Below are 15,822 nucleotides of genomic sequence, written 5' to 3'. Positions count from 1 at the left end.
ACCACTTCAGCGGCGTTTCCGCTCGAACTTGATGCCGGACATGATCGCCTGAAACGCGTCTTTCTCGTCACGATTGATTCGCGCCCCGTTGTCAGCAATGTCGAAAATGGCCCTGTCCTCGTTCTGGCTGCGGCTTGCGCGGTTGCGTTCTTCGGCGGCCTGGGCCAACCGGAACGTCAACGCTTCGTCCGCCAGATCGGACAACTCCTCTTCGGCTTCGGCAATCTCGGCATCCAGCCCCCGGAGCGCTTTGATTTTTGCGAGTTCCTCGGCCAGAGTCATCTGTGCCTTTTCGACGTCGCCCGGTTTGTGCACACAGGGGATTACAGCGACATGGCGAAGGGCCAGCAGGTTTTCAAGAGGGGCCGGCCCCAAAGACTGAACAATGTGCTCTCTGAGGTTGTCGGGATCGTCGATCGCGTGCCGCAGGATCGCATCGCGCAGGGCCGCGTGATCGGGGTTCAGGCATTCCATCTCTTCCAGTTGGTGCTCGAATTGCACGACCACCTCGGGGTTCAGGATTGCAATCGCAAGGATTGCCGCTTCTCGCAGCTGGATATCCGCATTCTCCGAGGACGCAAGGAACGAGGCCCGCGCATCGGGCGTTGCCGACGGTTTTGGCGGTTGCCATTTGCCTTTCGGCTGCCAGTTTCGAGCCCCTGCCCCTTGCCGCTGCGGGCGGAAGAGTTGCCAGCGGAGATCCTTGATTTCCTGCCCGTAATGCGACCGGATCGAAGGATCGCGGATCAGTTGGATCTTTTCGCGCAGCGCCTTGTCGAGGGCCGCCTTGCGCTCGGGGCTGTCGAACACCTTGCCCTCGGTCTCGCGCCGCCACAAAAGCCGCACCATCGGAATGGCCGCGTCCAGCACCGCCTGAACCGCCTCCGGGCCTTCGGCGCGCAGCAGATCGTCGGGGTCCTTGCCTTCGGGCATCAGGGCGAACCGCAGAGACTTGCCGGCCACCAACAACGGCAACGCCAGGTCGATGGCCCGCATCGCCGCGCGCAGGCCCGCGGTGTCGCCATCCAGCGCGATGATCGGCTCGTCGGCAATGCGCCACAGCATATGCAGCTGGTGTTCTGTGATCGCGGTGCCCAGCGGCGCGACGGCGGCGCCGAAGCCTGCCTCGGACAGGGCGATCACATCCATATAGCCCTCGGCCACGATCAGCGGTTGCCCCTTTCCCGCCGCCTGACGGGCCGGTCCGTGGTTGTACAGGCTTCGTCCCTTGTCGAACAGCGCGGTCTCGGGCGAGTTCAGATACTTGGCGTTGTCATTGGGGTCCATCGCCCGCCCGCCGAACGCGATGCACCGGCCGCGCGGATCGCGGATCGGGAACATGATGCGGTTGCGGAAGGTGTCATAGGGCTTTTTGCCCTTGTTCGACGGCTTGGCCAGACCGGCGCCCAGGATCAGGTCCTCGGCCACGTTCTTGCCGCGCAGATGGTCCCACAACGCCTGCCAGCCGTCGGGCGCAAACCCGATTTCCCATCGGTCCAGCGCCTGAGCGTCCAGACCACGGCGGTCCAGATAGGCGCGCGCCTCGGCCCCTGCCCCAGTCTTGAGTTGCAGGCGAAAGAACTGCACCGCCTGCTCCATGACATCGGCCAGCTGCGCCCGATGGTCCTGCTTTTCCTGCGCCTTGGGGTCGCGCGCGGGCATCGTCAATCCGGCCTCGCGCGCCAGAATTTCGACAGCTTCCATGAACGAGACGTTCTCGGTTTCCTTCACGAAGCTGATCGCGTCACCCTTGGCATGGCACCCGAAGCAGTAATAGAACCCCTTTTGGTCATCCACATGGAACGAGGCCGTCTTTTCGTGATGGAACGGGCATGGCGCCCACATGTCGCCCTTGCCCGGATTGGACTTGCGGTTGTCCCACATGACCTTGCGCCCGACGACCTGAGACAGGCTCAGACGGGTGCGCAGCTCATCCAGAAATCCAGGGGGCAATGACATGCTTCATACATGGCAGAAACCAGGCCGCCCGCCAAGGGCACGGCAGGCCTTTGTCCACAGCCAATTCGCGGCCCTGTGGATTACTGCTGCAGGCACAGCTCCATCCATGCGGCACCTAGATCTTTTTTGCGGATGTCGCGCATCTTCTGCTCGTAGACCCATGGGGTGATCAACGGGATTGCGGCGTTGTAATTCTCGGGCCAGGTCGGGCCGGCCTCGGCCACCGCTTCAGGAACGTCCCGTTCTTTCACGCGATCAAGACGGGCTTTTTGAACCGCCGCCACAACGTCTGCTTGATAGCGGCAGCTTTGTTCCTTGGTTTCAGCGGCAGCCAGCGGTGTGGCAAGCAGAGTGGCGGCAAGTGCGATGCGCAGCATAAGGTCCCCTTGGAATCAGTTCTTTGCAACAGTCTAACCGCGTGCTGCCACACCTTCCATTGCCCTCTGCAGATCATGCACCAACGATGTGGCCATCGACCGGAACACCATGATCTGAAAGGCTTTCTCGCCAACCCGAGTGATCGACGTCGTCATGTGGAACAGGAGCGTGCGCGCCGTATGTCCGCGCTTGAAGTTCTGCGGGCGCAGATCAACGGGCACCAGACGGGCCAGGACATCCTCGGCCCCGTCGCCCTCAAGCCGCACCACGGCCCAGGCATCAGACTGGTCGACGACCGCGGCATAGGCAGACAGCGAAGGATCTGGTGCGGGGCCGATCAGCATGACCTGACCCGGGCCGAACCAGATGGCCCGCGCGCCCGACTTCCCGGTGGCGCGGTTTGGAGCCGGCAGGGCCATGCCATGCGCCGCCTTCATCGCCTCGGACAGTGATTTGGTCTGCCCTTGAAAGGCCGAAACCGCATGTATCGCGCCCGGGTCGACCTCGGTGACCGAGACCGTTCCGATGGTCAGCGGCAGCAGCCCGTCACACGGGGTCTGGGCAATCAGCTTATCCACGCACACGCTCTCCTTCTGGGTCAAAGAACACCGAGTCCGTCACCTCGCACAGCGTGGTCACGCCGCGCAGATGATCGACCATTTTGACGATCTCGCCATGACGGTCGGGGCCATCGGCCAGAAACGCCAGCCCCAGCATGCTGCCCAGCGTCGGCGAGTAGCAGACCGAGGTCACATAGCCCTGATCGTTGGTGCGCACCGGCGCGTCCTCTTCGTTGTACAGATGGGCGCCGGCCAGCAACTGGCGGCTTTCCCCGATGGGTTTGAGGCCGACCAACCGCTCGCGCCCCGGCTCCTCAAGCCCCGGGCGTTCGGACATGGTCTTGCCGATACAGTCCTTTTTCTGCGACACCATCCGGCCCATCCCGATGTCAAAGGCCGTCGTCCGCCCGTGGATTTCTGCATGGGTGATGAACCCCTTCTCGATCCGCAGGACGTTCAGCGCCTCCATCCCATAGAGACCGCCACCCAGCGCCTCGGCCTGTCGGGTCAGGATGTCGAACAGGCTGGCGCCATACCGCGCAGGCAACGCAATCTCGTAGGCGTGTTCGCCCGAGAACGAGATCCGGAACAGACGCCCCGGCACCCCCAGAACCGAAACCGGCCCGCAGGCCATGAACGGCCACGCAGCATCATCCAGCGGGGTGTCCAGCAGGCCGTTCAGCACCTCGCGCGATTTGGGGCCGGCCACGGCGAATTGCGCCCATTGCTCCGTCACAGAAACCAGCGACACGTCCCAATCGGGCCGCAGACCCTGACGCACGAATTCAAGATGCTTCATCACGTCACCAGCGGCGGCGGTCGTGGTGGTCATCAGGAAATGACTGTCACCCAATCGCGCGGTGGTGCCGTCATCCATGACGAACCCGTCCTCGCGCAGCATCAGCCCATAACGCACGCGCCCGACCTTCAGCGTCGAAAACGTGTTGGAATAAACGAAATCCAGAAACTGCGCGGCGTCGCGCCCCTGAATGTCGATCTTGCCCAGGGTCGACACATCGCACACGCCGACCGCCGTGCGCACCATCTGCACTTCACGGTCGCAGGATTGGCGCCATGTGGTCTCGCCCGGCTGCGGGAAATAGCTGGGCCGGTACCACAGCCCGGCCTCGACCATCGGCGCTCCGCGCGCCACCGACGCCTTGTGCGAGGTGGTGAAGCGCTGTGGCTTGAACCCCGCCCCCTCGGCCCCCGCGCCCAGCGCGGCGATGGCAATCGGCGCGTAAGGCGGGCGGAAGGTGGTGGTTCCGGTCTCGGGGATCGCCCGCCCGGTGGCATCCGCAAGAATGGCCAGCGCCGCGACATTCGAGTTCTTGCCCTGATCGGTGGCCATGCCTTGCGTGGTATAACGCTTCATGTGCTCGACCGAGCGGAAGTTCTCGGTCGCGGCCTGTTTGACATCCTTGACGGTCACGTCGTTCTGGAAATCCAGCCACGCGCGCCCCTTGCCCGGCACCGCCCACAGCTGCGCGATTTCATAGAGCTGATCCTCGGCCTGCGGCGGCTCGAGTTTGGGCGCCTTAAGGCCCAGATCACCCAGCGCCTCGGTCGCAGCCGAAATGCCCTCGCTCAGACAAGCCGCGGTCGAGAACGCGCCGTTGCAGGCCCCGGCCGGGCGCATCCCGGGCACGGCGCCCGGCGTGGGCACGAAGGCGGCAATGTCACGCCGCCAGGTCGGGCGCCCGTTCATGTGGCAGGTCAGGTGGACCGAGGGGTTCCATCCGCCGGTCATCGCCAGACAATCGGTCTGAATGCGCTCTTCTCCGCTGGCGCGGCGCACGGTTATCGACTCCAGCCCCTTGCGCCCCGAACTGCCACAGACCTGCGCCCCGCGCAGCACCGGATAGTCGGTCGACACCGGCCCGTCATGGCGGCTGTCGATCACGGCGGCAACGTGGACCCCGGCGGCCAACAGGTCGCGGGCCGTCTGGTGGATGTCATCGGTGTTGCCGAAGATCGTGACACTCTGGCCAGCGGCGACGCCCCAGCGGTTCAGATAGGCCCGCACGGCCCCGGCGGACATGATGCCGGGCCGGTCATTGTTTCGAAACGCCACCGGGCGTTCCAGCGCCCCGGCCGCCAGAACCGAGCGGCGGGCGGCGATCCTCCAATATGTTTCCAGCGGCGCACCGGCGGGACGGTCGCCCGTATTGTGCAAGACCCGTTCGAGCGCGGCAAAGGTGCCCTGGTCGTAGGCACCCGCCACGGTCGTGCGGGTCATCAACCGCACATTGTCCATCGCACGCAACTCGGCCAGAACCTCGTCTGCCCAGACGTGACCCGGCTTGCCATCCACCTCGAGCGTCTCGGCCAGCAGCCGCCCGCCCATCTGGTTGCTTTCATCGGCCAGAATGACATCCGCCCCGGCCCGGCCGGCCGTCAAGGCAGCCATCAAACCCGCCGGGCCAGCCCCGATCACCAGCAGGTCGCAGAAGGCATAGGCGCTTTCATACCTGTCGGCGTTGGCCTGCCCGGACAGCGCGCCCAACCCCGCGGCGCGGCGGATCATCGGTTCGTACAGCTTCTCCCAAAAGCTGCGGGGCCACATGAAGGTCTTGTAGTAGAAGCCCGCCCCCAGGAAGGGCGCGGCCAGATCGTTCACCGCCATCACGTCGAAATTCAGGCTGGGCCAGCGGTTCTGGCTGCGCGCCTCGAGGCCCGGATAGATCTCTTGCATCGTGGCCCGCACATTCGGGTCCTGCGCGGCGCCCCGGCCGATGGTGACCAGCGCGTTCGGCTCTTCGCTGCCGGCGGTCAGGACGCCGCGCGGGCGATGATATTTGAACGACCGCCCCATCAGGCGCACGCCATTGGCCAGCAGCGCCGAGGCCAGTGTATCGCCCTGAAAGCCCGAATACCGGATTCCGTCAAAGGAAAACTCGACCGGAGTGCCGCGGTCGATCAGCCCCCTGCCCGCGACCCTCATCGCTTGCCCCCGGACGCAGGTTCGATTGCCGAAATTTCGTGGGTCAGCGTGTTTCGGGTCACTACGATCCATGCGCCGCAGCCGCCCTCGTGATACCACAGATCCCGCGTCTCGCCCGCGGGATTGTCGCGCAGATAGACTAAATCGTCCCAAGCGTCAGGCCCGGCATCCGGGGCGGGACGGTCCAGATCGACGGCGGCCCCGCGATAGTAGAACTCGCGGCGGTCACGCTCGCCGCAATACGGACAAGTGATCCTCATCGCCGCGCCTCCTGGCTTTCACAAATACTCGAAAGAAACATCCCGGCCCGCCCCTAATGCAGATTGTGCTGAGAGCCCTTGCCCTCTTCATCGATGATCCCGCGTCCGGTGCGGAAACGATCCAGCCGGAACCCCGTCGCGTTCTCGTGGTACCGGTCGGTGGCCATCAGGTGGGCGAACACGTTGCCCGAGCCCGGAACCGCCTTGAACCCGCCGTAGTTCCAGCCGCAGTTCAGATACAGCCCGTCGATATGGGTGCGGTCGATGATCGGCGACCCGTCCGGCGACATGTCCATGATCCCGCCCCAGGACCGCAGCACCCGGGCCTTGCCGATCATCGGCATCAGGGCCACGCCGGCCTCCATCACGCTTTCGACCGTCGGCAGATTGCCCCGCGCGGCGTAGGAGGCATAGAAATCCAGGTCGCCGCCGAACACCAGCCCGCCCTTGTCGGATTGGCTGATGTAGAAATGCCCCATGCCGAAGGTCACGACGTGGTCGATGCAAGGCTTCAGCCCTTCGGTCACGAAGGCCTGCAGCACGTGGCTTTCGATCGGCAAGCGCATCCCGCCCATGCCGGCAACTAGCCCCGAACGACCCGCAACCACGATCCCTACCTTCCTGGCCCGGATCGCCCCGCGCGTCGTCTGCACCCCGTGCACGGCGCCGTTTTCGATGTCGATGCCGGTGACCTCGCAATTCTGGATCAGATCCACCCCGCGCTGGTCCGCCCCGCGGGCATAGCCCCAGGCCACGGCATCATGCCGGGCCGTGCCGCCACGCGGATGGTACAGACCGCCATAGATGGGAAAGCGCAGATCGTCATAGTTCAGATAGGGCAGCATCTCGCGCAGTGCATCGCGGTCCAGCAGGATGGCATCGTCGCCCTGGCTGATCATCATGTTGCCCCGGCGCGCGGCCGCGTCCCGCTGCCCGTCCGAATGGAACAGGTTGATGATGCCCCGCTGCGAATGCATCACGTTGTAGTTCAGGTCCTCTTCCAACCCCTCCCACAGCTTGAGGGAATGTGAATAGAACTCGGAATTTCCTTGCAGAAAATAGTTGGCGCGCACGATCGTCGTGTTGCGCCCCACATTGCCGCCGCCGATATAACCCTTTTCCAGCACGGCGACATTTGTCAGGCCGTGTTCTTTCGCCAGATAGTACGCGGTGCTGAGACCATGCCCCCCACCGCCGATGATGACGATGTCGTACTCGGCTTTGGGCTCGGGATCACGCCAATGCGCCGTCCAACCCTTGTTGCCCGTCAGTCCTTCCTTCAGGACGCGAAAGCCGGAAAAGCGCATTCAGATCTCCCTGCGGGTTTGCTGGCATCAAACCAACTTCCAACAGGAGTAGCAATCCGGGCTCGGGGCTCCGCATCCGTTTTCGACAAGAACTTGTCAACGCGCGACCAAACCGGTCGCAAACGAATTCGCCTTCAGAACCGCAGACGGAAGGCAACGCCCACGATCGGAGCGGTATCATAGCCCTGCCGGCTGACCTCTTGCCCTGCTGCGTTGTCCAGGCGCAACTCGCCGTCAAACTCGGCGCCCGCAAATGCCGACAGCGAAACTCCGGGGTTTGGCGCGTATTCAACCGACAGAACAACCGGGATGCTGCTGTCCTCGCCCACTCCGCCCGGTGCCAACCCGTTGTCGTTCAGCTGAAAGCGGACCCGCTCGGACCGAACGGCAAGCCCCACGCTGACACTTTCCGAAGCCTTGTACTCCAACGTGACGCCGGGGCCTTGAGTGGCCCCCAGCGCGCGCCCGGTACTCAGACGCCAGCGCTCGGCAAAGGTCCAGTCGACCAGAAGCGCGGGAAAGACTTCGAGGTCATTGGTTCCAACCTCAGAGAATACGCCAAATGCCGGGCCGATGCGCAGATTGGGGTTCACCGCCCATGAAATGCCGGCGAAGGCACCATAGGTGAAGCCGTCCGAGGCACTGGCGCCGGTCTCATAGTCCCATCTCAATTGGGGCGAGACGATCACCGCAGCCCCGTTGTCCAGAGTGAAACGCAATGGAACGCTCAGGCGAATGTCGCGGATGTCGTCCCACGGCTGGTTTCCGGGCAACCCGAAATCGTAGGAAAACTGACCGAAACTCGCCAGCAAACCCACAAAGGACCCGTCACCATAGCTGTAAATGCCGCCTGCCCGCAGAAACGCGCGCGACGCGCTGAAATCACCGCCGTCCTCAAGATCGGCGCTGCCCTGATAGACAGCCAACCCTTCCACAGTCGGCGTCCATCCCTGCCGGGGTTGGGCGATGGCAGCAGTCGCATGCGCCAGGGTCGCGGATCCTATCGCCGCGGCCCAAGCTACAGAACGGGTAATTTGCATGAGATCCTCGCTGGTTTCACTGCCTGAACTCCAGCGCAGGATGTGCGGCAACCGGACTTTTTGTCAAAGCCCGATTGCCCGGTTTCCGAGACGTCAGAGGCCCTTGGCCCGATAGCTCTTGGCGACACGGTCGATGGACACGATGTATGCCGCGGTGCGGAGGTCATCGACGTCGTCGCGATCGTGCCAGACCTCGCTCATGGCCTGGTAGGCGATGCGCATCGTGTCATCCAGGCCCGAGCGCACCAGCTCAAGCTCATCCGCGCCTTTGAGGTACTTAGCCTTGAAGTCCGGAGACATCGACCACGCATCACCAAGGTAGCGGTCCAGCCGCTCCAGCTCTTTCACGATCAGCTCGTGCCGCGCCTCTTCCTGACGGCGCTGCATCCGGCCGAAACGGATGTGACTGAGGTTCTTCACCCACTCGAAATAAGAGACAGTCACACCGCCCGCGTTGGCATACATGTCGGGAATGATCACGGTGCCCTTCTTGCGCAGCACTTCGTCGGCCCCTGCGGTCACCGGGCCGTTCGCGGCCTCGATGATCAACGGCGCCTTGATGCGCTCGGCATTGGACAGGTTGATCACGCCCTCCAGCGCGGCCGGGATCAGAATGTCACATTCCTCTTCCAGCACAGCAGTGCCCTCGGCGGTGTGCGTTGCATCCGGGTAGCCGTTCACGCCGCCATGTTTGACGATCCACTGGTGAACCGCTTCGACGTCGATCCCCTCGGGGTTATAGATCGCACCGTCACGTTCGATGATGCCCACAACCAGAGAGCCGTCTTCCTCACTCAGGAACTTGGCCGCGTGATAACCCACGTTGCCGAGGCCTTGAACGATGACCCGCTTGCCGTCCAGCGAGCCTGACATGCCAGCCTTTTTGACGTCCTCCGGATGCCGGAAGAATTCTCGCAGCGCGTATTGGATGCCACGCCCCGTCGCCTCGACCCGGCCCGAGATGCCGCCGGCATTCAACGGCTTGCCGGTCACACAGGCCCGCGCGTTGATGTCTGTGGTGTTCATCCGCGCATACTGGTCAGCCATCCAAGCCATTTCACGCTCGCCGGTGCCCATGTCGGGGGCCGGGACGTTCTGCGACGGGTTGATCAGGTCGCGTTTGGCCAGTTCATAGGCGAAACGGCGGGTGATCTGCTCCAGTTCATGCTCTTCGTATTTGCGCGGGTCGATGCGTAGGCCACCCTTGGACCCGCCGAAAGGCGCCTCGACCAGAGCACACTTGTAGGTCATCAGCGCAGCAAGCGCCTCGACCTCGTCCTGGTTCACGGCCATCGCATAGCGGATACCGCCTTTTACCGGCTCCATATGCTCGGAATGAACCGAGCGATAGCCGGTGAAAGTATGGATCTGCCCCCGCAGACGCACGCCAAACCGAACGGTGTAGGTCGCATTGCAAACCCGGATCTTTTCCTCAAGCCCGGGTGGAAGATCCATCAGGGCAGCCGCCCTGTTGAACATCAGATCTACACTCTCCCGAAAGCTGGGTTCCTTGATGGCCGTCATAAAATCCTCCATGCCGGTTGACGTCGAGCGTCATGACGTTTTGTCGCACCCTTGGCAAGCAGCTGCAATCGCGATTTGCACTTTTTTTCATCAATTTATGAACAGCGCGTTTCGAGCAACCGAGCCGAGTCGCGGACGTTTACGATTTCCAGAAATTGTCCCGAGCAACGAAACAAAGATGCCCTTCCCGGCCAGACTGCCGCCGATTTTCATTCAAAAAGAGCACCATAGTGACGATCACGCCCAATTCTCGCCACGATCCACATCTAAATTATTAAAGTTCCGAAGAACTGGCTTCGCTGCTTTTGGCCGGCAAAAGGATTTCGTTATGCGCAATTTTGAATGGACATCGACACGGTCGGAGAAACCGCGCCAGGCAGACCGCTGCCGGGGCGCCGTCGAGTCTTTCGTGACCTCGGAAAGCGGGACGATGACCATCTTCGCCCTCTTCCTTCTGATGATCATCTTCACCGCGGCGGGCTTCGCCGTGGACGTTATGCGGTACGATCGCGAACGTGCGCGCCTGCAATATGCTCTGGACCGCGCCGTACTGGCGGCGGCCGACCTGGACCAGGACCTTTGCCCCAAGGACGTAGTCGTCGACTACCTCGCGAAGGAAGGCTTGGACCAGTACCTGGTTGGTGACCCGATCGTGGAACCCAATGTCTGCGGCGCGACCGCCGTTACGATCGAAGGCTACCGCAAGGTCCAAGCGAGCGCCCAGATGGATGTCGGCATGCACTTCATGCAGTGGTGGGATGTTGACTCGATCGTGAGCGCGGCAACCAGCGTTGCCGAGGAAGCCATTGATGACGTTGAGATTTCTTTGGTCCTCGACGTCTCTGGCTCGATGAACAGCTACAATCGCCTGGCCAACCTAAAAGTGGCGGCCAAAAACTTCGTGCAAGAGATGGCGGACAAGACCGAGGACGGGAAGCTGTCGATCTCGATCATCCCCTACGCAACTCAGGTGTCGCTGCCCGACTATCTGATGGACGAATTCAGCACGACCGGCACCAATAACCGGGCAAACTGCATCAACTTCACCAGCAGCGAGTTCAACACCACCGCTCTGGACCCCGATACGATCCGCCAACGCACACTGCACTTCACGCCGTGGAGCACCTATGACCGGCGCCCCAGCAACGGCTACGTCTACAGCGAAGTCTGTGACGAACTCGCCAACCGTGAGGTCTCGGTCCTGCAAAAGGATCCGCAGGTTCTCAAAGATCACATCGAAAGTTTTACGGCCGGCGGAAACACGTCGATCGACGTCGGTCTGAAATGGGGTCTTGCCCTGCTTGACGAAAGCATTCAACCGGTGATCGCACGCCTGGCGGGTGACGAAGTGCCTGCAGAGTTCGCCACCCGTCCCAACAGCTACTCCAGCAACGACTCGATGAAGGTTCTGGTGCTGATGACGGACGGCGCGAACACCACACAATACATGGTAAACGACCCCTACCGTGAGGGTACGTCCATTCTGTGGTGGAATGCCAAAAAGTCCACCTATTCGACCTATGACTACGAGACCGAGAAGTACTTTTGGCACGATGTCGACTATACCGAATGGGACAGCAGCAAAGGTTGGTACTGGGGTCGCGAGATCTGGCAGGACGATCCCTATGGCAACGACGAGTATACTGTCTATCGGTGCACCTACCGGTCCGGCGGCGTCTGCTACAACTTTGACTACAGCAGAAGCGAGACCCGCACTGTTCTGGACAACAATGGCGACCCCGCGACATCGGTCAACCTGACCTGGGCTCAGGTCTGGGAACGCACGACCCGTCGCGCGATCCGCGACCTGTTCCGCGAAGCGCTGGGGAGCACGAAAGGCAACACCTGGTACAACAACGCGGTCACTTCGATCGGGTCGGGCACCAAGGACCCGCGCGCGCGCGCAATGTGTGCCGCCGCTCGCGCCAATGGCATCGTAGTCTTCACTATCGCTTTCGAAGCTCCCGATCAGGGCAAGGCCCTTCTGAAAGACTGCAAAAGCGATGATGGCGCCTACTACGAGGCGACCGGTGACGAAATCGTCGACGTTTTCGCCTCGATCGGCTCGACTATCCGCAATCTGAGGCTGACCCAATGATTAAGCGTGCACTCCAAAAACTCCGCTTGTTTCGGCGGAAAGAAGACGGGATGGCAACCATCGAATTCGTCTTCTGGTTTCCGATCTTTATTATGACGACCTACTCAGCCGTCGAAGTCGGGATCGGAGCCTTCAACCACGCCAATCTGGAGCGCGGACTGGACGAAACGATCAGAGACGTGCGTTTGAATAACTTAGAAAAATATACCACCAATGTTCAGGATGGTTGGACCCATACCCTGCTGAAGGAGATCGTGTGCGATAAGGCGCTGTACATTCCGGATTGCAAGGAAAACCTTATCCTGGAGATGACCCGGGTAGATCCGTTTGTGGGTAACACTCTGGATCCCAACCCCTATTGCATCGATACCCCGGCGACGATCCGCAACAACCAGGTCTTTGAGCCCGGATCTTCAGACGAGTTGATGATCGTCCGCGCTTGCGTTGAAGTTAAGCCACTTTGGCGCGGCACAACCTTAGGCGTAATCGCGCAAAAGAAACCAAACGGTATGTATGAACTGCACGCAACAACGGTGTTTGTCTATGAACCGACTTGATCGCTCAATCTTCTCTACGGCTGTTCGATACCTGAAACGGTTTTCCCGCAAGGAATCCGGCGTGATCAGCATCGAGGCCGTGATGATCTATCCTCTGCTGTTCTGGGGCATGTGTGCGTCATTCAGTTTTTTCGACGGGTACAAGCAGAGTTCGCGGAACCTAAAGGCATCCTACGCCATCGCGGACGTAATCTCGCGGGAACGTAACGACATTACAGCGACCTATATCGATTCGTTGTATGATCTCCTGCAACAGATGATTTCGGACCGCTCCGATGTGTCCATGCGCATTTCATTTTTGCGTTTTGACCTGCCGGATGACCGACACTACGTCCAATGGTCGTGCGTTCGCGGACAAAGTTTTGAAGAGTGGAATGATGGAACCATCGGCGAAATTCGAAACAAGCTGCCCATCATGCCGGACAACGGAAAGATGATACTTGTTGAGGTCAAGGACTGGTACCGGCGTCCGTTCCTAATTGGCTATGGCGACGAAGAGTTCGCCATGGACAATTTCGTATTCACCCACCCGCGCGTCTACGACAAGATCGACGCACCGGGCGGGTGCTGAGAGCTATTCGGCCTCGGCCAGCATCGCAGAAAGCATTTCTGACAGGAACTTGGTCTCGGCGGCGGATGTCATGCCGCCGACGCCAACACGTCGCCCGACGCGCCACCAAAGGCCCGGGGCCCAAGCCCTGCCCCGTTTGCTACGGGTCGTCAGCAGAAAGCCGTTTGACGGTTTGAAGGCGAACACACCCCGATCCACCCCTTCGATTTCACCAACCTCGGCAATCAGCTTGCCGCTGCCTGTCCGCAATTCCGTGCGCGTCAGCTCGATCCGGTCCGCGGTCGCATGCCAGACGCGATGCGCAAGCCAAAGCGCGCCACCTCCGACCACGAACAGGAACAGCTGCCATTCCGGCGCGGGCGGTGCGGCCAGGGCTACATAAGTCACGAACGCGCCCACGGTGACGAGCATTCCCACGCCCATCCACCGCCGTGCCGATGAAGCCTGAATCGTTGCCAGTACGTCTTCTTGCATTTCCAACTCCGCCTTTGCCTGCCCCCCATACCCGCTTTCAGCGTCAAGCAACAGGCCAAGACTCACCCGGCGCAATTTTGCACAGAGGCAGTGCTTTCTCGCGAATTGACCGTACTTCAGCGAAAATTAGATAACGGGTCCAGAGACAGGAGATCCAAATGTCGCTCAGACCAACACTCGAAACCCGCAAGGCCGTTCCGACGATGGAAGGCGCTGGTGTAAAGCTTCACCGCGCTTTTGGATTTCAGGATCCGTCCGAACTGGATCCATTCCTGTTGTTTGATGACTTCCGCAACGAGCACCCGCAGGACTACCAGGCCGGCTTTCCCTGGCACCCTCACCGCGGCATTGAAACCATCACATACGTATTGTCAGGAACCGTCGATCACAGCGACTCGCTGGGCAACAGCGGCCAACTGGGTGCCGGAGACGTCCAGTGGATGACGGCGGGGTCCGGAATTCTGCATCAGGAAATGCCCAAGGGGAATGCATCCGGGCAGATGCATGGGTTTCAGCTGTGGGGCAACTTGCCCTCGGCTCAAAAGATGACGGCGCCTCGGTACCAGGACGTTCAGGGCAAGGACATTCCTGAAGTGATCGATGATGATGGCACCACGGTGCGGGTCATCGTCGGCAAGTTCTGGGGTAAGACCGGGCCGGTGGACGGTATCGCCGCGGACCCGCAATATTTGGACGTATCGATTCCTGCAGGGGTGAAAAAGACATTCAAGATAGACACTTATCGCCGTGCTTTCGCCTATGTTTTCGATGGGCAGGCCGCTTTCGCCGACGCCTCGCAGCCGACCGGCGTTCTGCTTGAGAAGGAAGTCGCCGGGCAAGAGCTGAACATTCGCGACATGTCGGGCAACCGGACGCTGGTGCGGTTTGGCACCGGAGACGAAATAACCGTTCAGGCCGGGCCTGAAGGCGTGCGATTCCTGTTGATCTCGGGTGCGCCGATCAATGAACCGGTAGCATGGCATGGCCCGATCGTGATGAACACGCGTGCCGAACTCGAGCAGGCGTTTCGGGAGTTGCGCAACGGTACTTTCATCAAGCCGGCGCACTGACTCCAGACAACCGGTAACGTGGCGCGGCCAATCAGGCCGCGACCGCCTTGCGTACCATATCCCAATAAATCTGCTCGACCTCGTCCAGCGAAAGCCGTCCACCGGCCCTGTACCACGTCATGACACCATTCAGCATGGCAATCACCGCTAGCGTCGCGATCTTCGCATCCTGAACAGAGAATAGACCGTCCTTCTGGCCGGCCAGCAGGATGCTCTGTAACGCATCCTCATACCGTCGGCGCAGCTTTTCGATTTCGGCGAAGTTTTCAGGCGTCAGATTTCGCAGCTCCATGTAGGCGATGAACACTTCGTCGGGTCGCTGCATGTGAAACCGGATGTGGAAACCCACGAATTGCCGCAAGGCACCCAATGCATCCGCCTGTGGTTCCAACGCTTCATAGGCCGCCAGCAGCTCTTGCATGTGGTCCTGCATCAGGCGGAACAGAAGGCTTTGCTTGTCCGGAGTGTAATTGTAGAGCGCGCCGGCCTGCACTCCGACCTCCCCCGCGATTTGACGCATGGAAACAGCGGCATAGCCATGCCGTGCAAACAATCCCAGGGCGGCCTCGCGAATGCGGGGCCCGGTGATATCGGAATGAGAGCCTTGAGTACGTGCCATGGATCCATCGTATATGAACGTACGTTCATATAGAACCCCGCTTGAACCGTTCATGCAAAAAGTGCATCACGTTCAGGTTCCTCACTGTTCGGGTCGCGAAATGAAAGCTGTTTCCGTCATCCTGCCGCTGCTCCTGTTGGCCGCGTGCGCAGATATTCCCGAGTTGGAGGGAAGCGAAGCGGCCTCGGTAAAGGCCGCGCCCTACCCCAAGCTGATCCCGTTGACCCAGGTCAACGTGCCGCCCGTCGACCCGGTGAACGAGGCAGCCGCCGTGGAAGAAGAATTGGAACAACGGGCCGAGCGGCTGTCGCAAAAGGCACAGGCACTCCAGAACGCCGAGACCCAGTAAGCCCCGTACGCTCGCCCACTGCGCAACAACTCTGTCCCTGACGGATTGCACCGCCGCGTTGAACCAGCTATGGCAGCCGACAAAGGACCTTGCGTCCAACAGGCAGACTTCG

At 61.2% G+C, this 15,822-nt stretch carries 15 protein-coding genes; 5 read left to right on the top strand and 10 right to left on the bottom strand.

Annotated elements, in window-relative coordinates; all coding sequences use genetic code 11:
• Positions 1 to 6: 6 nt before the first annotated feature.
• From dnaG to K3752_RS06415, 8 genes are all read right to left on the bottom strand, one after another.
• Positions 7 to 1,959 (bottom strand): DNA primase, encoded by a 1,953-nt coding sequence (gene dnaG / locus K3752_RS06450; RefSeq protein WP_260065673.1) that lies wholly within the window; start codon positions 1,957 to 1,959, stop codon positions 7 to 9.
• Between the two features lie 80 nt (positions 1,960 to 2,039).
• A complete protein-coding gene (locus tag K3752_RS06445; RefSeq protein WP_170357503.1) occupies positions 2,040 to 2,336 on the bottom strand; it encodes a hypothetical protein in 297 nt (98 codons plus the stop codon).
• A 33-nt stretch (positions 2,337 to 2,369) separates the two neighbouring features.
• Positions 2,370 to 2,915, bottom strand: a complete 546-nt coding sequence (locus tag K3752_RS06440; protein ID WP_260065669.1) for a sarcosine oxidase subunit gamma — start codon at positions 2,913 to 2,915, stop codon at positions 2,370 to 2,372.
• Positions 2,908 to 5,841 carry a sarcosine oxidase subunit alpha family protein gene (locus K3752_RS06435; RefSeq protein ID WP_260065668.1) on the bottom strand — a complete coding sequence of 978 codons (2,934 nt, stop codon included), beginning with the start codon at positions 5,839 to 5,841 and terminating at the stop codon, positions 2,908 to 2,910. Before K3752_RS06435 ends, K3752_RS06440 begins: the two co-directional genes overlap by 8 nt.
• Positions 5,838 to 6,101 (bottom strand): sarcosine oxidase subunit delta, encoded by a 264-nt coding sequence (locus tag K3752_RS06430; protein ID WP_260065666.1) that lies wholly within the window; start codon positions 6,099 to 6,101, stop codon positions 5,838 to 5,840. The genes K3752_RS06435 and K3752_RS06430 overlap by 4 nt, the downstream gene beginning before the upstream one ends.
• Positions 6,102 to 6,154: 53 nt before the next feature.
• A complete protein-coding gene (locus K3752_RS06425) occupies positions 6,155 to 7,408 on the bottom strand; it encodes a sarcosine oxidase subunit beta family protein (protein WP_260065665.1) in 1,254 nt (417 codons plus the stop codon).
• 134 nt (positions 7,409 to 7,542) lie between these two features.
• Positions 7,543 to 8,448 carry a hypothetical protein gene (locus K3752_RS06420; RefSeq protein ID WP_244952400.1) on the bottom strand — a complete coding sequence of 302 codons (906 nt, stop codon included), beginning with the start codon at positions 8,446 to 8,448 and terminating at the stop codon, positions 7,543 to 7,545.
• Positions 8,449 to 8,541: 93 nt separating this feature from the next.
• Complete coding sequence (locus K3752_RS06415; protein ID WP_093961747.1) at positions 8,542 to 9,972, bottom strand: Glu/Leu/Phe/Val dehydrogenase; 1,431 nt, start codon at positions 9,970 to 9,972, stop codon at positions 8,542 to 8,544.
• A gap of 430 nt (positions 9,973 to 10,402) precedes the next feature.
• On the opposite strand from K3752_RS06415, the gene K3752_RS06410 reads away from it, so the two are divergent.
• The 3 genes from K3752_RS06410 to K3752_RS06400 are packed head-to-tail and all read left to right on the top strand — an operon-like array spanning position 10,403 to position 13,198.
• A complete protein-coding gene (locus K3752_RS06410) occupies positions 10,403 to 12,070 on the top strand; it encodes a pilus assembly protein TadG-related protein (protein WP_254442048.1) in 1,668 nt (555 codons plus the stop codon).
• 50 nt (positions 12,071 to 12,120) lie between these two features.
• Positions 12,121 to 12,627 (top strand): TadE/TadG family type IV pilus assembly protein, encoded by a 507-nt coding sequence (locus tag K3752_RS06405; protein ID WP_254430017.1) that lies wholly within the window; start codon positions 12,121 to 12,123, stop codon positions 12,625 to 12,627.
• Positions 12,614 to 13,198, top strand: a complete 585-nt coding sequence (locus tag K3752_RS06400) for a TadE/TadG family type IV pilus assembly protein (RefSeq protein ID WP_254441401.1) — start codon at positions 12,614 to 12,616, stop codon at positions 13,196 to 13,198. The genes K3752_RS06405 and K3752_RS06400 overlap by 14 nt, the downstream gene beginning before the upstream one ends.
• A gap of 3 nt (positions 13,199 to 13,201) precedes the next feature.
• Here K3752_RS06400 and K3752_RS06395 read toward each other — a convergent pair whose 3' ends face one another.
• Positions 13,202 to 13,672 (bottom strand): hypothetical protein, encoded by a 471-nt coding sequence (locus K3752_RS06395; protein WP_170437146.1) that lies wholly within the window; start codon positions 13,670 to 13,672, stop codon positions 13,202 to 13,204.
• A 158-nt stretch (positions 13,673 to 13,830) separates the two neighbouring features.
• Between K3752_RS06395 and K3752_RS06390 the strand changes: the two genes are divergently transcribed.
• Positions 13,831 to 14,742: a pirin family protein gene (locus K3752_RS06390; RefSeq protein WP_170368282.1), complete on the top strand. Its 912-nt coding sequence runs from the start codon at positions 13,831 to 13,833 to the stop codon at positions 14,740 to 14,742.
• 31 nt (positions 14,743 to 14,773) lie between these two features.
• On the opposite strand, the gene K3752_RS06385 is transcribed toward K3752_RS06390, so the two are convergent.
• Entirely contained in the window at positions 14,774 to 15,361 is a 588-nt protein-coding gene (locus K3752_RS06385) for a TetR/AcrR family transcriptional regulator (RefSeq protein ID WP_170339745.1), read from the bottom strand.
• A 100-nt stretch (positions 15,362 to 15,461) separates the two neighbouring features.
• Here K3752_RS06385 and K3752_RS06380 point away from each other — a divergent pair, with 100 nt between their 5' ends.
• Positions 15,462 to 15,710, top strand: a complete 249-nt coding sequence (locus K3752_RS06380; protein WP_170339166.1) for a hypothetical protein — start codon at positions 15,462 to 15,464, stop codon at positions 15,708 to 15,710.
• The last annotated feature ends 112 nt before the right edge of the window (positions 15,711 to 15,822 follow it).

Origin of the sequence: Ruegeria sp. B32, assembly GCF_025141855.1 — a bacterium.
GTDB classification, from domain to species: Bacteria; Pseudomonadota; Alphaproteobacteria; order Rhodobacterales; family Rhodobacteraceae; genus Ruegeria; species Ruegeria arenilitoris.
Note: the sequence above shows the minus strand (reverse complement) of the source record. Positions and strands in the feature narration are given on the sequence as shown.

What these genes read in the sequence shown, in the direction of transcription:
- dnaG (WP_260065673.1), bottom strand. Translation starts at nt 1,959, where the DNA reads ATGTCATTGCCCCCTGGATTTCTGGATGAGCTGCGCACCCGTCTGAGC.
- K3752_RS06445 (WP_170357503.1), bottom strand. Translation starts at nt 2,336, where the DNA reads ATGCTGCGCATCGCACTTGCCGCCACTCTGCTTGCCACACCGCTGGCT.
- K3752_RS06435 (WP_260065668.1), bottom strand. Translation starts at nt 5,841, where the DNA reads ATGAGGGTCGCGGGCAGGGGGCTGATCGACCGCGGCACTCCGGTCGAG.
- K3752_RS06430 (WP_260065666.1), bottom strand. Translation starts at nt 6,101, where the DNA reads ATGAGGATCACTTGTCCGTATTGCGGCGAGCGTGACCGCCGCGAGTTC.
- K3752_RS06425 (WP_260065665.1), bottom strand. Translation starts at nt 7,408, where the DNA reads ATGCGCTTTTCCGGCTTTCGCGTCCTGAAGGAAGGACTGACGGGCAAC.
- K3752_RS06420 (WP_244952400.1), bottom strand. Translation starts at nt 8,448, where the DNA reads ATGCAAATTACCCGTTCTGTAGCTTGGGCCGCGGCGATAGGATCCGCG.
- K3752_RS06415 (WP_093961747.1), bottom strand. Translation starts at nt 9,972, where the DNA reads ATGACGGCCATCAAGGAACCCAGCTTTCGGGAGAGTGTAGATCTGATG.
- K3752_RS06410 (WP_254442048.1), top strand. Translation starts at nt 10,403, where the DNA reads ATGACCATCTTCGCCCTCTTCCTTCTGATGATCATCTTCACCGCGGCG.
- K3752_RS06405 (WP_254430017.1), top strand. Translation starts at nt 12,121, where the DNA reads ATGGCAACCATCGAATTCGTCTTCTGGTTTCCGATCTTTATTATGACG.
- K3752_RS06400 (WP_254441401.1), top strand. Translation starts at nt 12,614, where the DNA reads ATGAACCGACTTGATCGCTCAATCTTCTCTACGGCTGTTCGATACCTG.
- K3752_RS06395 (WP_170437146.1), bottom strand. Translation starts at nt 13,672, where the DNA reads ATGCAAGAAGACGTACTGGCAACGATTCAGGCTTCATCGGCACGGCGG.
- K3752_RS06390 (WP_170368282.1), top strand. Translation starts at nt 13,831, where the DNA reads ATGTCGCTCAGACCAACACTCGAAACCCGCAAGGCCGTTCCGACGATG.
- K3752_RS06385 (WP_170339745.1), bottom strand. Translation starts at nt 15,361, where the DNA reads ATGGCACGTACTCAAGGCTCTCATTCCGATATCACCGGGCCCCGCATT.
- K3752_RS06380 (WP_170339166.1), top strand. Translation starts at nt 15,462, where the DNA reads ATGAAAGCTGTTTCCGTCATCCTGCCGCTGCTCCTGTTGGCCGCGTGC.